Origin of the sequence: Anaeromyxobacter sp. SG17, from assembly GCF_022690695.1 — a bacterium.
In the GTDB taxonomy this organism is placed as follows: Bacteria; Myxococcota; Myxococcia; order Myxococcales; family Anaeromyxobacteraceae; genus Anaeromyxobacter; species Anaeromyxobacter soli.
The window spans coordinates 24843-43169 of sequence record NZ_JALCYX010000012.1 but is presented as its reverse complement, the minus strand read 5'-3'; the positions used below and the strand labels follow the sequence as shown (position 1 = coordinate 43169).

Sequence of the window (18327 nt, the reverse complement as noted above, 5' to 3'; positions counted from 1 at the left end):
GCTCCGCTCGGTCAAGCGGCCGTGGAGTCGACGTCAGCGCAGCGTCTTCAGGAACAGGAGCAGATCGTCCCAATCCTGCCCGCTCAGCTGCCAGCGCGGCATCCGGGGGTCGAGCGTCTCGCCGTCGGCGCCGACGCCCTCGGCGACCGCGCGGCGGATGAGCTCGTCCGTATACGTGGGGCCTCGAGTGCCGTCGGGCTCGCGCAGGCCGGACGGGTCCGTGAGGTTCGGGTACGTGATGTTCGGCGTCGTGAACATCATGGTGCGGAGGCCATGCCCGTCGGACCCGTGACAGCCTGCGCAGCCGCTCCTGGTCATCATCATCATCCCGAAGCCGCCGCTGCGGACGATCGGCTGTCCGTCAGCGCCGATCCCCCAGTCGAAGATGCGCTCGCCGAGAGCGACGGGATCGCCGCTCGGGCCGGGGACGACGCCGGGGCCCCCGCCGCATCCGTTCGCCATCGGTCCCCAGCCGTAGCCGTAGCCGTCGAGACCGCTCATCATCTGTCCGCACCGCGCGTAGACGTGCGCGGAGTACGAGGCCATGACGTCCGCGTGACGGAAGGCCTCCGCCTGGTCGTCGGTCAGGCTCGAGAAGGTGCACGCGACGCGGCGGTGCGCGTCGAGCTCGGCGAGCATCGCGCTCGCGACGCAGCTCATGTCCACGTACGCGACGCCGTCGTGCGCACCGATGAAGCCGTCCATCGCGCCGCTCAGCTGGACCATCTGCGAGATCCACGGACGCACCTGCGCGTCGTAGGCGTCGTGCGCCGCCGAGCAACCCGTGACCGTCATCGCGGAAGCGCCCATCGTCGCGCGATAGGAAAGCGCCGCCGACTGCACGCGCGCCGTCAGGTCCTGGTAATCCGCTATCTGCGTCCTGTCGGCCGTCGTCGAGCTGTTGCTCGGGTTCGTCGACGAGCCCCCGCAGGCGATGACGGCGAGCAGGCCTGCGCTCGCAAAGGCAAGGATTCCGATCCGCATGTCGACGCTCGCGTGGCTCGGGGTTGAACGCCGGGGTGAAGCAACACGCGCGCCTCACCACGCCAGCAAGCGATCCGGGACGTGCGCCACCCACCAGGGGTGCGCAAGCGATGCGGAAGGCGCCCATTCGCGTGCACACATCGCGCTCGCAATTCCCGGGCACGCGGCTCGGTGACGGCGCGAGCAGCGTTCTCCAGAGTCGTCCACGGTCTCAGAGAGCGGACGCCACGCCGGGCGCATCCCGGTCAGGCGGCGGCCGGCTGCGCGGGGGCGCCAGTCACGTGACGCCGATGACCGCCGCAGAGAAGAGCGCGCTCATCGACTCGCGACTCGGGCAAGCGACGTCCACGGGGCGCACCCGCCGGCTGCGAGCCTCGTCCGGTCCCGCTGCTCCACGAGCGCCTCCCGCGGCGCTCAACTCGTGCAGCGTTCCTCGCCGGCCACGTGGTATCAAGCGACGCGACACACGGGGGCGAGTCACCGGATCATGGCCGGGGTTCCGGCGCGACCGCGTGCCACGGACGTGAAGGAGGGCGATGCATCGCCCGGCGTGATTAGCTAAGAAGTGCGGAGCCTCGAGGCGCTAGCTCAACTGGCAGAGCATCGGCCTTTTAAGCCGGTGGTTCTGGGTTCGATTCCCAGGCGCCTCATTAGCCGCAGCGACCTGAGCGAGAGCCGGCAGCTGGTCGAGCACCGACCGAAGGGCGCCGGCGCCGCTCCGTGGTGAACGCGACGTGCGGAACGCGAGATCAGCCCACGATCGACCCGCGCCGGCAGTACGCGTAGCGGGTGCGCCGGGCCGCCCCGCGGCCGTGTTCACGCCGCCTGCCCCGGACCTCGCCGGACGGATCGATCTCTGCTGGTCCGCCGTGGGCGCCGGCCCCGGCACGACTCGCCACGAGTTCTTCCCCGACGCCGGCGTGCACCTCGTCTTGCGGCGGTCCGAGACCGGGTCCCGGCTGGTGCTGCTCGGGCCCGCGACCGAGCGGGCCACGATCGAGCGCGCCGCCGGCGCCGAGTACCTCGGGATCCGCTTCCGCGCCGGTCAGGCTCCCCGCCTCGCCGACGTCCGCGCCTCGGAGCTCACCGACGGCTGCGTCGAGCTCGACCGGCTCGCGGGCGAGCCGCTCGAGGTGATCGCCGAACGGCTCGGCGCGCTGCCGGACCTCGCCTCGCGGCAGCGCGCGCTCGAGGCGCTCGTGCGGCGGGCGGCGCGACCGCTCGTGGAGGACGAGCGGTGCCGGCAGGCCGCGCTCCTCCTCGAGGCCCGTGGCGGACGGGTCAGGGTGGACGCGCTCGCCGCCGCCGTCGGCCTCCACGTCCGCAGCCTGGAGCGGCTGTTCCTGGACGCCTTCGGGATGACGCCGAAGCGCGTGGCGCGGCTCGTCCGCCTCCGCCACGTGCTGGGCGCGCTCCACGCCGGCGGGTACGGGAACCTGGCCGACCTCGCCCATGCGTGCGGCTACGCGGACCAGCCGCACCTCGTCCATGACTTCAAGGCGCTGACGGGTCGGCTCCCCGCCGACGACGACGCCGCTCGCAGCCGGACGCTCGCGCGCAGCGACACGCGGGTCGTCCACCGCGTGAGACCGTAGCGCGCGGATCGCCGGGGCGGCGTGTCGCATTTCCACAAGACGGCGCCGCCCGGGCCGCGCTACGAACGGCGCGCACCCCAGGGAGGACGCCATGCGCGCGGAACGTGAGCTCGAATCGAACGCAGGACGGGCGGCGGCGGCTGACGGCTCACCGCGCGTGGTGAGCACGCGGCGCGGGCCCGTCGAGTGCGCCATCTCGGGCGAGGGTCCAGCGGTGCTATCGCTCCACGGCGCGATGGGCGGCCACGACCAAGGGCTCATCCTCGCGCGGACGATCGGCGCGCCGGGGTTCCGGTACGTCGCGCCCTCGCGCCCGGGGTACCTCGGCACGCCGCTCTCCGCCGGCCGGACGCTGGCCGAGCAGGCCGATCTCTACCGCGACCTGCTCGACGCGCTCGGCGTCGAGCGCGCCGCCGTGATGGCCGTCTCGGGGGGCGGCCCGTCCGCCCTCCAGTTCGCGCTCAGCCACCCCGATCGCTGCTGGGGCCTCGTGATCGTGTCGTCCGTCTGCCGGCGCGTCGAGCAGGGCCTGCCGCTCGCGTGGTACGTCATGAAGCTGACCGCGCGCTGCGGCCCGCTCGCCGCCGCGATGCGCCGGAAGGCGGAGCGGGATCCGGAGGCGTCCGCGCGCCGGTCGATCCGGGACCCGGCGGTGCGCGCGCGGACGCTCGGCGATCCCGAAGCAGGCCCGCTGCTCAGGGAGCTGCAGCTCAGCACGATGGATCGGATGGCGCTCCGCATGCCCGGCACGGAGCTCGACGTCGCCGCCACGCGCAGCGACCTGTCGTTCCCGCTCGAGCGGATCGCGGCCCCTCTCCTGGTCGTGCACGGGACGCGGGACAGCGCGGCGCCGTTCGCGCAAGGCCAGGAGCTCGCGGCAAGGGTCCCGGGCGCGGAGCTGCTCGAGATCGAGGGCGGCGAGCACGTCGCCATCTTCACGCATCGCGATCTCGTGCGCGCGCGGGTCGCGCGGTTCCTCGCGGCGCACGCGCCGCCGGTGGGCTCGAAGGAGAGCTGATACCCTTCCCCTCCCTCCTCAGTGCGCCCCGAGCCGTCTGGCGCCCCACCCTGCGAGGGCGACGGCCGCCAGCGAGGCGAGGATCGCGCCGCGCCGGAGCTGCAGCCACATCGACAGGCTCGTCGCGTGCGCCTCGCGATCGAACTCGCCGCGCGCGCCCGGATCGCCCGGGACGGGCGCGTCGACGTCGTCGGGCCGACCCGGCTCCGGCGGGAAGTCGGCCTGCTGGGCGCGGTAGCCGATCCGCCCGAGGTAGCGATCGAGCAGGCCGGGGATGACGAACTGGCCGAGGATCGCCCGCGCGGTCGGCCAGCCGAGCCAGAGCTCCCGCACCGGGCGGCGCGCCACGCGGAGCACCGCGCGAGCGATGAGCTCGGGCTGGTAGATGGGCGGCACGGGCTTCGGGTGCCCGGGTAGCCGCGTGCGGACGAGGTCGAACTGCGCGGTGTTCACGGCAGGGAGATGGATCATCGAGAGCTTCACGCGCGAGCGGTCGTGGTGGAGCTCGCAGCGGAGGGCGTCGGTGAAGCCCCGCGCCGCGGCCTTGGCGGCGCAGTAGGCGCTCTGGAGCGGGATGGACCGGTAGGCGAGCGCCGAGCCGATCTGGATCACGTGCCCGCGGTCGCGCGGGAGCATGTGCCGGAGCGCGGCGCGCGTGCCGTGGACGACGCCGAGGTAGGTGACCTCGGTGACTCTCCGGTACTCGTCTGCGGTCATCTCCATCACCGGGGAGAAGACGCTGACCATCGCGTCGTTGACCCAGAGATCGACCGCGCCCCACTCGCCGACCACGGCGTCCGCCGCCGCCTGGACCGCCCGATCGTCCGCCACGTCCGCCACCAGGACCAGCGCCTCGCCGCCGGCGGCGCGGATCTCGGCCGCCGCGTTCTCGAGCGCCTCGCTCCCGCGCGCGAGCAGCCCCACCCGCGCGCCCTCCGCGCCGAACGCCCGCGCGATGGCGCGGCCGAGCCCGGCGGCGGCCCCGGTGACGACGACCACCCTCCCCGCGAACCTGCGGCTCACCCCTCGCTCCCGCGCCTCGGCGGGCGCCGGGGGGCGGGATGGTGCGGGTGCTCCACCGGCTCACCCTTCCGGTTCTCGACCTCCTCGTCCCGGGGCTCGAGCGCTCCCTCGGGCGGGTAACCCGGCGAGCCGTCCCCCAGGATGCGCGGCGTCCCATCGTCGAAGCCGGGCGGCTTCGGTCCCGGCCCGCCCGCGAGCCCCGGCTCGGTGCCCAGCTCGTCCTTCGGTGTCCGTTCTTCCGCCATCGAAAGTCCCCCTTCCCTTTCAAGGTGGGGAGTCCGTGCCGCCCGCGCGATGTCACGGCAGGCGGAGATCCAGCACGATCGGCTGATGGTCGGACGCGCGGGCGACGTCGGTCCCGTGCACCACCTCCGCGCGCACGACCGCGCCCGCGTGCCCCCGCGCGACGAGCAGCGCGTCCAGCCGCTCGGCGGCCACGCCCGTGGACCAGGTCGTCGCCTCGGCAGGCAGCGGATCGAGGTACGAGCCGTCGGCGGCGAGCGGCCCGAGGGCGGGCGCCGTGGGCGGGTCGTTGAGATCGCCGCCGGCGAGCACGACCACGTCCGGATCCGCCATGGCGAGCGCGTCGGCGATCTCGCGCATGCGCGCCGCCTGGGCCGCGCGACGGGTGCCGTCGTCCGAGAGGCGCGAGCTGAGGTGGCTCATGACGATCGCGAGCCGCGTGGCGCCCGCGGCGAGGTGGACCTCCACGCAGTCGCGCGGCCAGAGCACGCGGCCCGCCGCGTCGCGCTCCCCGGCGTGGCTCACGTAGCGCGAGATCGGCCGGCGCGAGAGCGCCGCGACGTCGATGCCCCGCGGGTCGTTGCCCTCGACGAGCCGCGCGACCTCGTATCCCGCGCCCGCAGCGAGCGCCTCGAGCAGCGCGAGGTTCTCGATCTCCTGCAGCAGCACCACGTCGGCGTCGAGGCGAGCGAGCACCGCCGCGAGCGCGCCGAGCTTCGCCTCCACCTCTGCGGGCGAGGGCACCTCGTCCTCCGCGCCGGGCGGCAGGAGGCGGTCCTCGGCGTCGAAGAGATCGTGGACGTTCCAGGTGACGATCCGCACCGCCCGCGCCTCGGGCGCACGCGCGGGGACGTCGAGCAGGGGCTGGCAGCCGGTGAGGAGCGCCGCGGCGAGCGCGGCCAGAGGGCGTCGCATGCGGCGCCCCCGTGCAAGCGCGGCGCCCCGACAGCGCCGCGCTCGCGGGGCGCCGGAGTCGGGCTCGGGCCGCGCTGCGGGCTTACCGTGCGCGCGACGGCCGGGGAGGCACCGAGCTCGCGCGGGTTGCGGGCGAGGCGCATGCCGCGCCCCGCCGCCGGCCCGCGCTCACCCTGGCGACCGTCTCTCCCGGTGCGGGTCGGCCCGCCCGGCGAGCCTCTGCTTGACAGGACCCGCATCCGCTTTTAAAGATGGCGTCCGTTATAGCGGAAACCCGCGCCGGGACCGCTCGCGAGAGGACACGGGATGCGCATCGCGGACGACGTGACGAAGCTCATCGGCAACACGCCGCTCGTGCGGCTCAACCGGGTGATGGACGGCGCGCGCGCCAACGTCGCCGCCAAGCTCGAGAGCTTCAACCCGTGCTCGTCGGTGAAGGACCGGATCGGCGTCGCGATGATCGAGGCGGCCGAGCGCGACGGGCGCATCAAGCCCGACACCATCCTCCTCGAGCCCACGAGCGGCAACACCGGCATCGGCCTCGCCTTCGCGGCCGCGGCGAAGGGCATCCCCATCGTGCTCACGATGCCGGAGACGATGAGCATCGAGCGGCGCAAGCTCCTGCTCGCGCTCGGCGCGAAGCTCGTCCTCACGCCCGGGCCGGAGGGCATGAAGGGCGCCATCAAGAAGGCGGAGGACCTCGCCGCCGAGGACCCGCGGTACCTCGTCCTGCAGCAGTTCGAGAACCCGGCGAACCCCGAGATCCACCGCCGCACCACCGCCGAGGAGATCTGGCGCGACACCGACGGCCGCATCGACATCCTCGTGGCCGGCACGGGCACGGGCGGCACGGTCACCGGCTGCGCCGAGGTCCTGAAGGCGCGGAAGCCGGGGATCCGCATCGTCGCCGCCGAGCCGGCGGACTCGCCGGTGCTCTCCGGCGGCAAGGCCGGGCCGCACAAGATCCAGGGCTGGGGCCCGGGGTTCGTGCCGAAGGTCCTCAACGTGAACCTCATCGACGAGGTGATCACGGTCGGGAACGATCCGGCCGGGGAGATGGCGCGGCGCCTCTGCCGCGAGGAGGGCATCCTCTCCGGAATCTCCTGCGGCGGCGCCGCCTGGGCGGCGCGCGAGGTGGCCCGCCGGCCGGAGAATGCCGGCAAGCTCGTCGTCGTGGTGCTGCCGGACACGGGCGAGCGCTACCTGTCGACCTGGCTGTTCGAGGAAGGCGCCCGCTGACACCTTGCGCGCCGCGTCGGGGCGCCGCCGCCCCGACGCGCTCCGGCTCCGGGTACGCTTCCCGCGTGTCGCGTTGCGGGCCGAACGGCCGCCCCCTACCTTCCAGGGAGAAGGGCGCTCCTGCGCCGCCCGGAGGCTAGGCCGCCAAATGACGCACGCGTCGCGCGAGGAGCTCCGCGCCGAGTTCACGGGGCGCATCCCGAGCACCTACTCGCCCACGCTGCACCTGTTGCTGCCGAGCCTCGGCGGCCTCGCGCTCGCTGCCCTCGCCCTCTCGCGCGTCGAGGGCCTGACCGCCTGGCAGCTCCTGCTCGTCCCGGTCTTCTTCGCCTTCGGCAACGCCGTCGAGTGGCACGTGCACCGCGGGCTCCTGCACCGGCGCGTGCGCTGGCTCGAGGTCTTCTACACGCGCCACACGCCGCAGCACCACGCCGTGTTCGTCGGCCAGGACATGGCGCTCCGCAGCGCGAAGGAGCTGAAGCTCGTGCTCCTCCCCGCGTACGCGGTGTTCGGCATCGCGATCCTCACCTCGCCGATGGCGCTCCTGTTCCTCTGGCTCCGCCAGCCGAACCTCGCCGCGCTGTGGGTCGCGACGGTCGTCCTTTACGTGCTCTCGTACGAGTGGCTCCACCTCGCCTATCACCTGCCCGAGGAGAGCCCCATCGGCCGCACCCGCGCGATCGGCTACCTGCGCCGCCACCACCAGCTGCACCACGCGACGAGCCTCATGCAGCGCTGGAACTTCAACGTGACGTTCCCGCTCTGGGACCACGTCCGCGGGACCGTCTACCGCCCGCGCGGCGCACCGGCGCACCCCGCCGCCGCCCGTCGCGTCTGAACCGACGCCCGGCGAGCGCCGACCCTTTGACAGACGCCGCCTTGTCGGGTACTAGACCGCCCGACCCCATCGTCTAGAGGCCCAGGACTCGGCCCTTTCAAGGCCGCAACCGGGGTTCGAATCCCCGTGGGGTCACTCACCATCCATCGATTCCGACCCGGGTTTACGGAGACGCGCCTTTCTGCGCCTCCGTTGCCCGAGTCGTCGTTCGTCGGACGCGCGTAGAGGGTGTTCCCGGCGGACGGCCGCACAGCGACATCCCGCGGAGCGCTTGCCACCGCCGCGCCCGCCCGAAGTCACTGCGCCTCGTGACAGACCGCCTCGATGTTGTGACCGTCAGGATCGAGCACATAGGCGCCGTAGTAGTTCGGGTGGTAGTGCGGCCTCAGGCCCGGCGCCCCGTTGTCCCTGCCGCCTGCTGCGATGGCCGCCTTGTGGAAGGCATCGACCGCTGCACGCGAGGACACGCGAAATGCGATGTGGATGGGCGGTGTGATCGCATCGCCCTGGCTGATCCAGAAATCGGATCCGTCGGCATGACAGAAGCCGGCGGTCAGCGCATGGCCATCGCGCGCGGCAGGCAGCTCCACCAGCCGCGAATGGCCGGTCTGCGCCAGCGCATGCAGGTAGAAGGCCTTGCTCTTCGCGTAGTCGCTGACGATGACGCTCACGTGATCGATCATCGGAACTCCATCCGGTGTGCAGCGTGAGGGGACGCATCGCCGTAGGTCGGGTGCTGGCTTGGACGCGCAAGAAGCATCAGAGCCGGCACTCGGCCTTCCGCGACACCCTCGACGACTTCATGACCGTCCCACGCCCGCGCCCAGGGTGACGACGAACTCGTCCAGCTGGTCGAACGTCTCGAGCATCCCGGCCTCCACCCCGGAGGCGCGGGCGGCATCGAGAGCTTCCTTCGAAGGATAGAGCTCGTGCAGGACCAGCAGCGTCTTGCCACCTCGTTCCTCGAAGGTCACCGTGGTGACTTGCCCAGCGTCACCGCCTTCCTCGTTGGTCCAGACGAGGCGCGAGCACGGTGTCACTTCGATGTACCTGCCGAAGAACGCCATGGGCTCCGAGCCCTCGAGGCTGAACACCAGACGGTACCTGCCGCCGACACGAACATCCGCCTCGCAGGAAAGCAGGGACAAGCCTGTCGACTTCGGTACCCACCACTGCTCGAGCAACTCGGGCTTGGTCCACGCCTCGAACACGATGCGCGCCGGGGCGTCGACGGTTCGCGTGATGACCAGCTCACGCTCGGACTTCCGTTCCACCGTGGTGCGGTTCTTCATGGGGGCGACATCACTCTCTCTTCTTGCGCCCATCGACCTTCTCCTTCCTTTTGAGTTCCTCGACAACCTGGTCCAACGCGTCGAAGCGTGCGTCCCAGAGCTGGCGGTACCTCTCGAGCCACGCCGTCTCGTCCTCCAGCCGGCGCGGGCCCAGCTTGCAGGTCCGCACGCGACCGACCTTCTCCGTGGCCACGAGACCGGCTCGCTCCAAAACGCCGACGTGCTTCTTCATGCCCGTCAGGGACATGTGGAACTTGTCGGCAAGGTCCGTGATCGAAGCGTCTGCACGTCCGAGTTGCTCCAGAACGCCACGCCGGGTGGCGTCCGAGAGCGCGGCGAACGAGGCATCGAGCCGGGCTTTCGAATACTGCACCATGTGGTTCAGTATTTAAGGCACGGCTTGGCGGCACGCAAGGGGAGACCGCCCGCCTGCCGAGCCGAAGGCGCACGGCGCCTAGCGCGGCCGCCCATCGGCAACGTCAGCTGATACAGGCGACCTCTTCCCTCGCCCGGGAGTGGGCACGGCTAGACTGCCGGCAGGGACGGCTGGCGCTCACCGAACGCACTCTTCGCCCAGAGGCTTCGCCACGTTCACCTCAGCCCAGGCGCCGGATCACCTTGCATGGGTTTCCCGCCGCAACGCAGCGCGGCGGCACGTCTGCCGTGACGACGCTCCCCGCCCCGATGGTCGAGCCCTCGCTGATCGTGACGCCGGGGAGGATCACCGCGGCGCCTCCGATCCACACCCGCGACTCGATGCGGACGGCGAGGGCGCGCTCCAGCCCTCGGATTCGCTCCTCGGGGTCGACAGGGTGCGTCGCCGTGTAGACATGGACCCCCGGACCGAAGAACACGTCCTCACCGACGTCGATGCGGTTGCAGTCGAGCAGGATGCAGCAGGTGTTGAGGTAGGTACGCGCTCCGAGCCTCACGTTGAACCCGTAGTCCACGAACAGCGGCGGCTCGACGTAGACACCCGATGCCACCGAGCCGAGCAGGTCCGACAGGACCGCGACGCGAGCGTCGAGGTCGTCGACGTCCACCTCGGATAGATGCTTGATCAGACGGCGAGCGCGGGTACGCGCTCGGACGAGCTCCGGGTCCGAGGCCAGGTAGAGCTCGCCCGCAGCCATCTTGTCTCGTTCGGTCATCGCGCGGTCGTAGCCCGGTCAGTCGGTCCGCGCTGCGAGTTGCCGCGCCTGGGAGCGAGGCGGGGGACGGCTGCCCGTGCCCTCGTCTTCCGGTCATCGAGCCGCGGCGGGCGTGCCATCGCCGGGTAGCTGCGCTGCATTCCCGCGTTCGGCGGACGCTGCTAGAGCCTCCGCGGAGCTATCGTCTCGCTGGCTGGGCTGAGGGTCTCTCATGCCGGAGCAGGGCGTGCGCAGCGTCGCTGAGCCGTCGTCGCGTCAAGACCCCGGCGCGCTCTCGGCTTTGCTCGCGGAGCTCGCGCGGGCGCCCGAGGGCGCGTGGGAGGCCGAGCTTCGGCCCGGAGCGGTCATCGGCAGGTTCGAGCTGATTCGCGAGCTCGGACGCGGCGGCTTCGGGATCGTCTGGGAAGCGCGCGACCGGGAGCTGGGCCGTGGCGTCGCGTTCAAGGCGCTCCGCCGCGGGGCAGGGCGCGACGTCGCCGAGGATCCCCTCCTGCGAGAGGCGGCGATCGCGGCGAGCCTCTCGCACCCGAACGTCGTCACGCTCTTCGATTTCGGGCGCGCACCGGCGGGTCCTTTCCTGGTCCTCGAGCTCCTCCGGGGCGAGACGCTCGGAGCACGCCTCGCCCGCGGGCCGCTCCCGCCGCGCGAGGCGATGCGCGTCGCGCTCGAGATCGCCCGAGGGGTCGCGCACGCGCACGCGAGCGGCGTCGTCCACCGCGACCTCAAGCCCGGAAACGTCTTCCTGTGCAGCGACGGGCGCGTGAAGGTCCTCGATCTCGGGATGGCGCAAGCGTTCGCGCACCGCGCCATGCCGGGCGGAACCCCTGGTCACATGGCGCCCGAGCAGGTACGGGGCGCCCCGGAGGACGAGCGCACCGACGTGTTCGCGCTCGGCGTCCTCCTGTTCCAGATGCTCCGGGGCGAGCTGCCGCCGCGGGACGGCGCGGGCGACGTCGAGGGCGCCGTGCTCAGGGTCCCCGAGCTCCCTTCGGTCGCTCCGCTCGTCGCGCGGATGCTCTCGGCCGATCCGGTGGAGCGCCCTCGGGACGGCGGCGAGGTCGTCGCCGCGCTCGCCGCGCTCGAGCCCGGTCCCGCGGCGCCGCCGAAGCCATCTTCCGCCTCCTGGCGCGATACACGATACGAGCCGCACGGCCGCGGCTCCGGCCCGCCATCGATCGCGGTGCTGCCGTTCGCGAACATGAGCCCGGAGCCCGGCCAGGAATTCTTCTCGGACGGGGTCGCAGAGGAGATCCTGCACGCGCTCACGCGGGTCCGCGGGCTCCACGTCGCCGGGCGGACCTCGTCCTTCTCCTTCCGCGGCTCGCGTGAGGACGCGGCGACGATCGGGCGCAAGCTCGGGGTCACGAACGTGCTCGAGGGGAGCGTGCGCCGCGCCGGGGACCGGGCGCGCATCACCGCGAAGCTCCTGAGCGTGTCCGACGGGTTCACGCTCTGGTCGCAGACCTACGACCGGGAGCTGACGGACGTGTTCGCGGTGCAGGAGGGCATCGCGAGCGCGGTCGTCGCCGCGCTCGAGGTCCGGTTCGCGCGCGGCGAGGCGCCGTCGGTCGAGTCGCATCGCACCGCGCGCCCGGAGGTGTACGACGCCTACCTCATCGCGCGCCGGCTGCTCGAGCGACGCGACCTGCTGGGCCAGGCCGGCGCGACGACCGCTTACGAGAAGGTCATCGCGCTCGATCCCGGCTACGCGCCGGCGTGGGGGGACCTCGCGGAGGCGCTCCTCTGGGCCTCCGACCTGGTGGCCGACACGGCCTCCCGGACCGAGCGGCGGAGGCGCGCGCTCGAGGCGGCGGAGCGGGCCGTCGCGCTCGATCCGGGGCTCGCGACGGCGTGGAGCACGCGCGGCACCCTGCGGATGCTCCTCCGGTGGGATTTCGCCGCCGGTCGCGAGGACCTCGAACGCGCCGTCGCCCTCGGGCGGGGGGACGCGCGCGTGGTGCGGGACCACGCGTGCATGGTCCTCGTCCCGATCGGCCGGGTCGAGGAAGGGCTCGCGTCGCTGGTGAGGGCCACCGAGCTCGATCCGCTCGACGCGCTCGCCTGGACGTACCTCGCGATGACGTACGCCGGCACGGGCGACGTCGAGCGGTGCGCGCAAGCCGCGGAGCGGGCGCTCGAGCTCGATCCCGGGAATCCCTACGCCGCGTTCTGGCGGTCCGCGGCCCTGGTCCTGAGCGGTCGCGCCATCCAGGCGACCGCCGTCTTCGCGCCGCACACGTCGCAGGCGCACGAGGGGTTCGGGCTGACGATCGCAGCGATCGCCCATCACGCGCTCGGCCACGCCTCGCGCTCACGCGTGGCGCTCGAGGCGCTCGAGGCCAGGTTCGCGTCCTCGATGCCGTACCAGCTCGCCGAGATCCACGCGTGGCGCGGCGAGCACGAAAGAGCGTTCGCCTGGCTCGAGCGGGCGCGGACGTCGCAAGACGCCGGCCTCGTGCTCGTCACCCGCGACCCCTTCCTGCGAAGCCTGCGATCCGATCCCCGATATCCCGCCCTGCTCCGCCGCCTGAACCTTCCTCCGGCCTGAGGCTTGCGGTGAGCCTCCGGGACCACCACCCCTCGGTCCCCTCCCCGCCTACCGGAGGTGTCCCCGCTCCAGCGCCTTGCGGGTACGCGAGCCGGGTGGGAAGACCCCGAGCACGAACGTGACGGTGGCGCTCATCACGAGCAGCTCGCCGATCTCCTCGATCAGCGCGCCTCCGCGGAGGCCCGCCAGCGCGAAGTCGATCACGACTCCGAACCCCGCGAGCAGGGCCGTGAGCCCGAGGAGCCAGCGCGCGAAGCGTCTCGTGTCCGCGTCGCTCCGGAGATAGCCGAGACCGAGCGGTACGAGGAACATCGACCCGACGGCCGCGGCCCACGCAGGCTGTCCGAGCTTCTCCGGGAGCAGCCCCGAGGCTGCCACCGCCGAGCCCATGACCTCGTGGATCCGCAGCGAGTCGTCGAGGAGGAGGTACAGGTACAGCAGCGCCAGGACGGCGAGGAGCGTGCTCCGCTTGCGGACGCGGGCGATCCCGAGGAGCAGGAGCACGGAGAGCTCCTTCGCGTACTGGAACCACTCTGCGCAGCCGCGGTCCTGGGACAGCGAGAGCATGGGATCATCCGGGAGCCACCCGAAGTGCCTGCCGAGGTGCAGGAGCACGAAGCCCGCGTCCGTGCCGACGAGCGCGAGGGCGACCCGGAAGTCGATCCGGGCGGGGACCTTCACGCCAGCGGGAACGGACGAGACGAAGGGGTCGAGCGGTACGGTGACGGATCGAACGACGTCGGCCATGGTGACGCTCCGTGTAGCCGCCCACGACCGGCCGCCGCATACCGGCGCGTCGACCGCGAGGGCTTCCGTTCTCCTGCTTCGGCGACTCTACGTGACGGCGCCGCTCCGGCGAGCGGCGCTCGCGGGGGCAGATGGGCGGGCGCCCTATTCGCGCCGCGATCCACATCCGCGCCTCCCCTCCACACGATCGCGTGCCCGCGCCGAGCGGGACTTGGGCCTAACGCCGGAGGCCGAGCGGGGACCGGAGGGCCGCCGCCGACGCTCCGCCCGGCCCTGCGCGCCGGTTCTCGGGAACCGCGTCCTCGGCACACCAAGGCCCGGAGGCCGCGCAGCGTGATCTCGTGTAGCGCGGATCACGGACGTCTCGCGCGCCCAGGGGGCGCGCGCAGACCGCGCAGCCACCTGGGCCCGCCGCAGCCATGGAGCTTCGCCCGTGGCCGCAGCAGCGAGCCCGTCGAGCCCGGCGGCTACTTCGCTGACGCAGTCTGCATTCCCCTGGCTACTCCACGCACCCTGCGTATGAGTCGCAGACCGCTCCGCCCGAGCAGTCCGCGGCCGTGAGAACCTCGTGCAGCTGTTCCGCGAGGCGTCGCACGCGTCGAACGCGCCCGAGCACACGGCCGCATCGGTGGCGCAGCCGGCGCAGAGGCCGTCGAGGCAGAGCGCGCCCGCGGCGCAGTCGTACGTTACCCCGCGCGCGGCCGCGGGCTGGCGGCTGGGGAGCGCCGATCCGAGCCCCCTCGAGTCGAAGCGCCACGACGAGTCCCGCGTGATCGGTAAGCAATCGGGGCTCCGTATCCTTCTGTAGCTTCTCGCCGCGACGTCGTCTCATGCTTTGCGCCTCACAGGCCTCTAATCCGTGTGTCATCCGTGTGATGCGCCGCGACATCGTCTCACCGTGGCGGCGGAGCGTAGCCATCGCCGCCGAGGAGGAAACGATGACATCCGCAAACGTCAGGAAAGGGATCTCTTCGATGGCGGCCCGCGCGTACGTGAGCCAGGTGCGTGGCGCGACGACGCTGGTGCTCGCGGGCCTGGTCCTCGCGGCTCTCGGTGCATCGCCCGCGTTCGCAGGCGATTTCCCACCCTACGCCGGCTCGTGCGACGACGCCTCCTACGGCGCCGCATCGCACGGGACGTACAGCGTCGCGCTCCCGCGAGACGACGGTGCGCTCTCGCTCGGCTCCTCGCATGACGACGCCTCCTACGGATCCACCGAGAGCGCGCGCCGGGAGGAGCCGCGTGCGCTCGCGGCCCGCGGCGATTCCGCCCTGCCGGTGCGCGCGTCGAGCGCGCATGGGGTCGTCCTCGCCGCCATGAGCCCGCCGGCGACGCGGCGCGAGCCCGCGGCCGGAGAGGCAACCGCGTCGGCGAGCGCTCCTCGAGAGGGCGCGCCGGTGCGGGCCTCGCTCGACGAGGCGCCGGTGGCCATCGCGCTCGCGCACGGGGACGAGCCTCCGTACGCCGGGTCCCACGACGACGCGGCCTACGGGGACGGGTCGCAGGCCGCCGCGTTCTAGCGGCGCCGGGAGGGGGGCAGGGAGCACGTCGGACGCGACGCGGGCGCTCGGAGGCCGGCGCCCGCGCTGCTCACCTCCCCGATCATCCCGGGCGAGCTCCGACGCCCGGGTCGCGGGCGTGAAGCCCGCTCACGAGAGCTTCCGCTCGCGACCCGCCTGGCCCACGGAGGCGAAGCGCCTCGAGGTGACGCTCGAGCCGGCGCCGGAGCTGACCGCGCGCGGCGATCACGCACGGGAGGTCGTCGTCGCCGGGGAGGAAGGAGCCGCGGTACAGCGCGGTCGCGCGCTCGGTGAGCGCGAGCGCGTCCTCCCGTGAGCCGCGCTCGAGGCGGCCGCTCGCGCGCTCGAGGAGGCGCGCGACGACGAGCGCGTCCACGAAGCACCGCGCCGGATCGAGCGAGAGGGTCCTCCCCTGCGCGACGACCACGTCGGCGCCCACGAGGCGGCGCAGTCGGTACAGCGTGGTCTGCAGCGCGTGGACGCCCGCGTCTCCGTCTGCGCCCGGCCAGAGCGCCTCGGCGAGGCGCTCCTCCGGTACCTGTCGCCCCCCGAGCGCCACGAGCGCCTTGAGCAGCTCGAGCGGCCTGCGCTGGACCTTGCTCCGGAAGCGGATGGGCTCGCCCTCCCGCGCGATCTCGAAGTCCCCGAGGGTGCGGATGCGCACCGGCCACGGCCAACCCTCGAGCGCCTCCGCGGCCGGCGGCGCCTGCAGCGCTCCGGCGCGGATGAGGACGCGGGCCTCGTCCGGATCGAGGCCGCGCTCGATCGCCGCCGCGCAGAGCTCCGCGAGGATCTCCGGGGACACCCAGGGCTCGGTCACGGTTCCGTGTGCGCGCGCGCACGCGAGCGCGCGCGTCACGAGCTCCGGCCCGCTCGCGTCGCCCTCACGCAGCGCCCATACCGCCCGCGGGACGAGGCAGCAGAGCTCGAGGAACGGGCTCTCGAGCTCTCGCGCCAGCCGCTCCGCCTCCTCGAGCCGCGCGCGGCCCTGCGCGAGCGCGCCGTCGAGCATGCACCCGACGCCGGCGATGACCCGGCTCGAGCACTGGTACAGCGGGACCCCGGCGCGCTCCGCGAGCGTCAGCGCCACCTCGCCGTGCTCCCGCGCGCCTCGACCGTCCGACCTCCGCAGCGCGATGGCCGCTGCCACATGCCGGTAGACGCAGGCGCTCATCCGCCGGCCCGGCACGGAGGTGGCGCGCATCGCGGCCGCGTGCCGCTCCGCGAGCGGGAGGTCGCCGCCGGCGCACGCCGCCGAGGCCGCGACCGCGTGGATCATGAAGTCCCACACGTGCACCCCCGTCTCACGGGAGAGCCCCAGCGCGGCTTGCAGCGAGCCGAGCGCGTCTCGCGGCCGCCCCGCGAGCCACGCGTTGAGGCCGAGCAACCCGAGCCCGATGATGCGAGTGAAGGGCTCCACCCCCGGGTTCAAGAGGTCGGCGCGGACGACCTCGATCACGGCGTCACGGCCCCGCTCTCCCCACCACTGATCCTGGAGGACGAGGACGCGCGCCGCCCTGGCGCGCACCGCCGGGTCCGCGCTCTCGAGCGCCACGCCGCGGAGGTGCGCCATCCAGGTCGCCCGCGCCGGGCTGGCCGGCTGCCGGTACATCAGCGCCTCGGCGAACGAGATGCCGACGAGCTCGGCCGTCGCATCGTCCGGGAACTCCGGCTGCCGGCGCCTGAGCGCGTCGAACTCGGCGATCCAGCGATCGAGCGGCGCGAAGTCGTGCCACTCGAAGAAGAACGCCTCGAGGACCGCTGCCCACGCGCGGTATTGTCCCGCGCCGTCACCCGCCGCCACGAACGCCGCGTACGCGCGCTCGAGCAGGGCCCGGGCGGCGGAGACGTCTCCTTCCATCGCCTCGACCCCGAGCCAGTAGAGGAGCCACGGGTGGCCGTCGCGGATCGCCGCGGGGATGCGCGCGATCCAGCGCGCGAGCGTCCTGCCCCGCCCGGTGCGAAACAGCTCGGGGGCGTGGCGCACGACGAGCTCCGCGAGCTCGAGCGCGTCCTCGGTCCCGGAGAGCAGGCCCACTGCGTCGTCGACGAGGCCGCGTGCCTCGAGGAGCGCGGCCGCGCGAAGGCGCACCTCGCGCCGCCGCTCGGGGGTGAGCGCCCGGGAGCCGCGCGCGACGAGGAACTCCCGGAAGAGCGGGTGGAACGCGTACGTGGGCTCGGCGTCGTCCGTGCGGAAGGTGAAGTAGCCCCTCCGCGCGAGCTCCGCCAGGATGTCGGTCGCGGCGGGCACCCCGGTGAGCGGCACGGCGCTCGACGCCGGGATGCTCGGGACGAGCGCGGTCTCGAGCAGCACCTGGCGCGTGACGGCGTCGGCGCGATCGAAGACCTCTCCGGCGAAGTAGTCGAACACCGTCGAGGGAGTCTCCGCCGGCCCGCTCCCGGCCCCGCGCGGCGATCCGGCGAGCATCAGCACGACGCCCGCCGCCCAGCCGTTCGCGCGCGCACGGACCGACTCGACGCGCTCGCCCTGCCCATCCACTCCGTGCAGGCGCGCGAGCGCCGCCACCTCCTCCGAGGCGAGCCGCAGCTCCTCGGGCCCGATCATCTCCAGCTGCCCGTTCGCGCGCAGCCGGGCGAGCGCGGGAGGCGGCCCCTCGCGCGCGATGAGGAGCGCTCGCGCCTCCGCGGGCAGCTCGAGGAGCGCCTCGCGCAGCAGGTCGGGGAGCTCGCAACCAGGCGGCACCTCGTGCAGGCCGTCGAGCACGAAGACGAACGGCACCTTGATGCTGGCCCAGAGCTGGCGGAAGAAGCGGCGCGCGAAGGTCTGGAGCCCACCGTGATACGGAGGGGTGAAGAGCGGGAGCGGCCGCCGGGAGCCGGGCGTCGCGCGCCGCGACGCCTGGACGAGATAGTAGAAGAAGGTCGCGGGGTCGGCGTCGCCGGGATCGAGCTGGTACCAGAGGCAGCGCAGCGCGCGGGCCGTCACGTAGCTCGCGGCGAGCGTCGTCTTCCCCGCGCCGGGAGGCCCGGCGATCCAGGTCGCCGCTCGCGCCTCGTCGAGCCGCGCGAAGAGCCGCGCGCGGGGCACGACGGCAGGCAGCCGCGGGCGGGAGATCTTGGCGAGCGAGGCCATGGCCGGATCCGGGCGCAGGCGCACCACTTCACGTGGGCAGCAGGCGCCCCATGCGCAAGGAGCTCGGGCGCGCCGCTCCGTGACGGCGCCTCGCGCGATCGCCCTATACCAGGAGCGGAA

17 protein-coding genes and 2 tRNA genes are annotated in these 18327 nt (G+C 73.2%); 9 read left to right on the top strand and 10 right to left on the bottom strand.

Annotated elements, in window-relative coordinates; all coding sequences use genetic code 11:
* Nucleotides 1–33: 33 nt before the first annotated feature.
* Nucleotides 34–984 (bottom strand): c-type cytochrome, encoded by a 951-nt coding sequence (locus MNY60_RS07280; protein WP_242360287.1) that lies wholly within the window; start codon nt 982–984, stop codon nt 34–36.
* 577 nt (nt 985–1561) lie between these two features.
* Between MNY60_RS07280 and MNY60_RS07275 the strand changes: the two genes are divergently transcribed.
* The 3 genes from MNY60_RS07275 (at nt 1562) to MNY60_RS07265 (ending at nt 3597) form a co-directional block, all read left to right on the top strand.
* Nucleotides 1562–1634: transfer RNA gene (locus MNY60_RS07275), tRNA-Lys, on the top strand.
* A gap of 162 nt (nt 1635–1796) precedes the next feature.
* Nucleotides 1797–2579 carry an AraC family transcriptional regulator gene (locus MNY60_RS07270; RefSeq protein ID WP_242335767.1) on the top strand — a complete coding sequence of 261 codons (783 nt, stop codon included), beginning with the start codon at nt 1797–1799 and terminating at the stop codon, nt 2577–2579.
* 214 nt (nt 2580–2793) lie between these two features.
* Nucleotides 2794–3597 (top strand): alpha/beta fold hydrolase, encoded by an 804-nt coding sequence (locus tag MNY60_RS07265; protein WP_242335764.1) that lies wholly within the window; start codon nt 2794–2796, stop codon nt 3595–3597.
* A gap of 18 nt (nt 3598–3615) precedes the next feature.
* On the opposite strand, the gene MNY60_RS07260 is transcribed toward MNY60_RS07265, so the two are convergent.
* The 3 genes from MNY60_RS07260 to MNY60_RS07250 are packed head-to-tail and all read right to left on the bottom strand — an operon-like array spanning nt 3616 to nt 5778.
* On the bottom strand, nt 3616–4620 hold the full coding sequence (locus tag MNY60_RS07260) for an SDR family oxidoreductase (RefSeq protein ID WP_242335761.1): 1005 nt from the start codon (nt 4618–4620) through the stop codon (nt 3616–3618).
* On the bottom strand, nt 4617–4865 hold the full coding sequence (locus MNY60_RS07255) for a hypothetical protein (protein WP_242335758.1): 249 nt from the start codon (nt 4863–4865) through the stop codon (nt 4617–4619). Before MNY60_RS07255 ends, MNY60_RS07260 begins: the two co-directional genes overlap by 4 nt.
* A gap of 52 nt (nt 4866–4917) precedes the next feature.
* Nucleotides 4918–5778, bottom strand: a complete 861-nt coding sequence (locus MNY60_RS07250; RefSeq protein ID WP_242335755.1) for an endonuclease/exonuclease/phosphatase family protein — start codon at nt 5776–5778, stop codon at nt 4918–4920.
* 306 nt (nt 5779–6084) lie between these two features.
* On the opposite strand from MNY60_RS07250, the gene cysK reads away from it, so the two are divergent.
* From cysK to MNY60_RS07235, 3 genes are all read left to right on the top strand, one after another.
* Nucleotides 6085–7017, top strand: a complete 933-nt coding sequence (gene cysK, locus MNY60_RS07245) for a cysteine synthase A (RefSeq protein ID WP_242335753.1) — start codon at nt 6085–6087, stop codon at nt 7015–7017.
* Nucleotides 7018–7165: 148 nt separating this feature from the next.
* On the top strand, nt 7166–7855 hold the full coding sequence (locus MNY60_RS07240; protein ID WP_242335751.1) for a sterol desaturase family protein: 690 nt from the start codon (nt 7166–7168) through the stop codon (nt 7853–7855).
* 62 nt (nt 7856–7917) lie between these two features.
* A tRNA-Glu gene (locus MNY60_RS07235) sits at nt 7918–7990 on the top strand.
* A 161-nt stretch (nt 7991–8151) separates the two neighbouring features.
* Here the strand turns inward: MNY60_RS07235 and MNY60_RS07230 are convergent.
* From MNY60_RS07230 to MNY60_RS07215, 4 genes are all read right to left on the bottom strand, one after another.
* On the bottom strand, nt 8152–8538 hold the full coding sequence (locus tag MNY60_RS07230; protein WP_242360286.1) for a VOC family protein: 387 nt from the start codon (nt 8536–8538) through the stop codon (nt 8152–8154).
* Nucleotides 8539–8655: 117 nt separating this feature from the next.
* Complete coding sequence (locus MNY60_RS07225) at nt 8656–9147, bottom strand: SRPBCC family protein (protein WP_242360285.1); 492 nt, start codon at nt 9145–9147, stop codon at nt 8656–8658.
* A 10-nt stretch (nt 9148–9157) separates the two neighbouring features.
* Nucleotides 9158–9523, bottom strand: a complete 366-nt coding sequence (locus MNY60_RS07220; protein ID WP_242360284.1) for a helix-turn-helix transcriptional regulator — start codon at nt 9521–9523, stop codon at nt 9158–9160.
* A gap of 220 nt (nt 9524–9743) precedes the next feature.
* Complete coding sequence (locus MNY60_RS07215; protein ID WP_242360283.1) at nt 9744–10298, bottom strand: sugar O-acetyltransferase; 555 nt, start codon at nt 10296–10298, stop codon at nt 9744–9746.
* Between the two features lie 211 nt (nt 10299–10509).
* Here MNY60_RS07215 and MNY60_RS07210 point away from each other — a divergent pair, with 211 nt between their 5' ends.
* Nucleotides 10510–12846 (top strand): protein kinase, encoded by a 2337-nt coding sequence (locus tag MNY60_RS07210; RefSeq protein ID WP_242360282.1) that lies wholly within the window; start codon nt 10510–10512, stop codon nt 12844–12846.
* 48 nt (nt 12847–12894) lie between these two features.
* Here the strand turns inward: MNY60_RS07210 and MNY60_RS07205 are convergent, their stop codons facing one another.
* Nucleotides 12895–13593: a hypothetical protein gene (locus MNY60_RS07205; protein WP_242360281.1), complete on the bottom strand. Its 699-nt coding sequence runs from the start codon at nt 13591–13593 to the stop codon at nt 12895–12897.
* Nucleotides 13594–14161: 568 nt separating this feature from the next.
* Between MNY60_RS07205 and MNY60_RS07200 the strand changes: the two genes are divergently transcribed.
* Both MNY60_RS07200 and MNY60_RS07195 read left to right on the top strand, forming a co-directional pair.
* Nucleotides 14162–14401, top strand: a complete 240-nt coding sequence (locus tag MNY60_RS07200) for a hypothetical protein (protein WP_242360280.1) — start codon at nt 14162–14164, stop codon at nt 14399–14401.
* Nucleotides 14402–14468: 67 nt separating this feature from the next.
* Nucleotides 14469–15113, top strand: coding sequence for a hypothetical protein (locus tag MNY60_RS07195; RefSeq protein WP_242360279.1), 645 nt, complete (start codon nt 14469–14471; stop codon nt 15111–15113).
* 82 nt (nt 15114–15195) lie between these two features.
* Here the strand turns inward: MNY60_RS07195 and MNY60_RS07190 are convergent, their stop codons facing one another.
* Nucleotides 15196–18207, bottom strand: coding sequence for a hypothetical protein (locus MNY60_RS07190; RefSeq protein WP_242360278.1), 3012 nt, complete (start codon nt 18205–18207; stop codon nt 15196–15198).
* Nucleotides 18208–18327 lie beyond the last annotated feature (120 nt).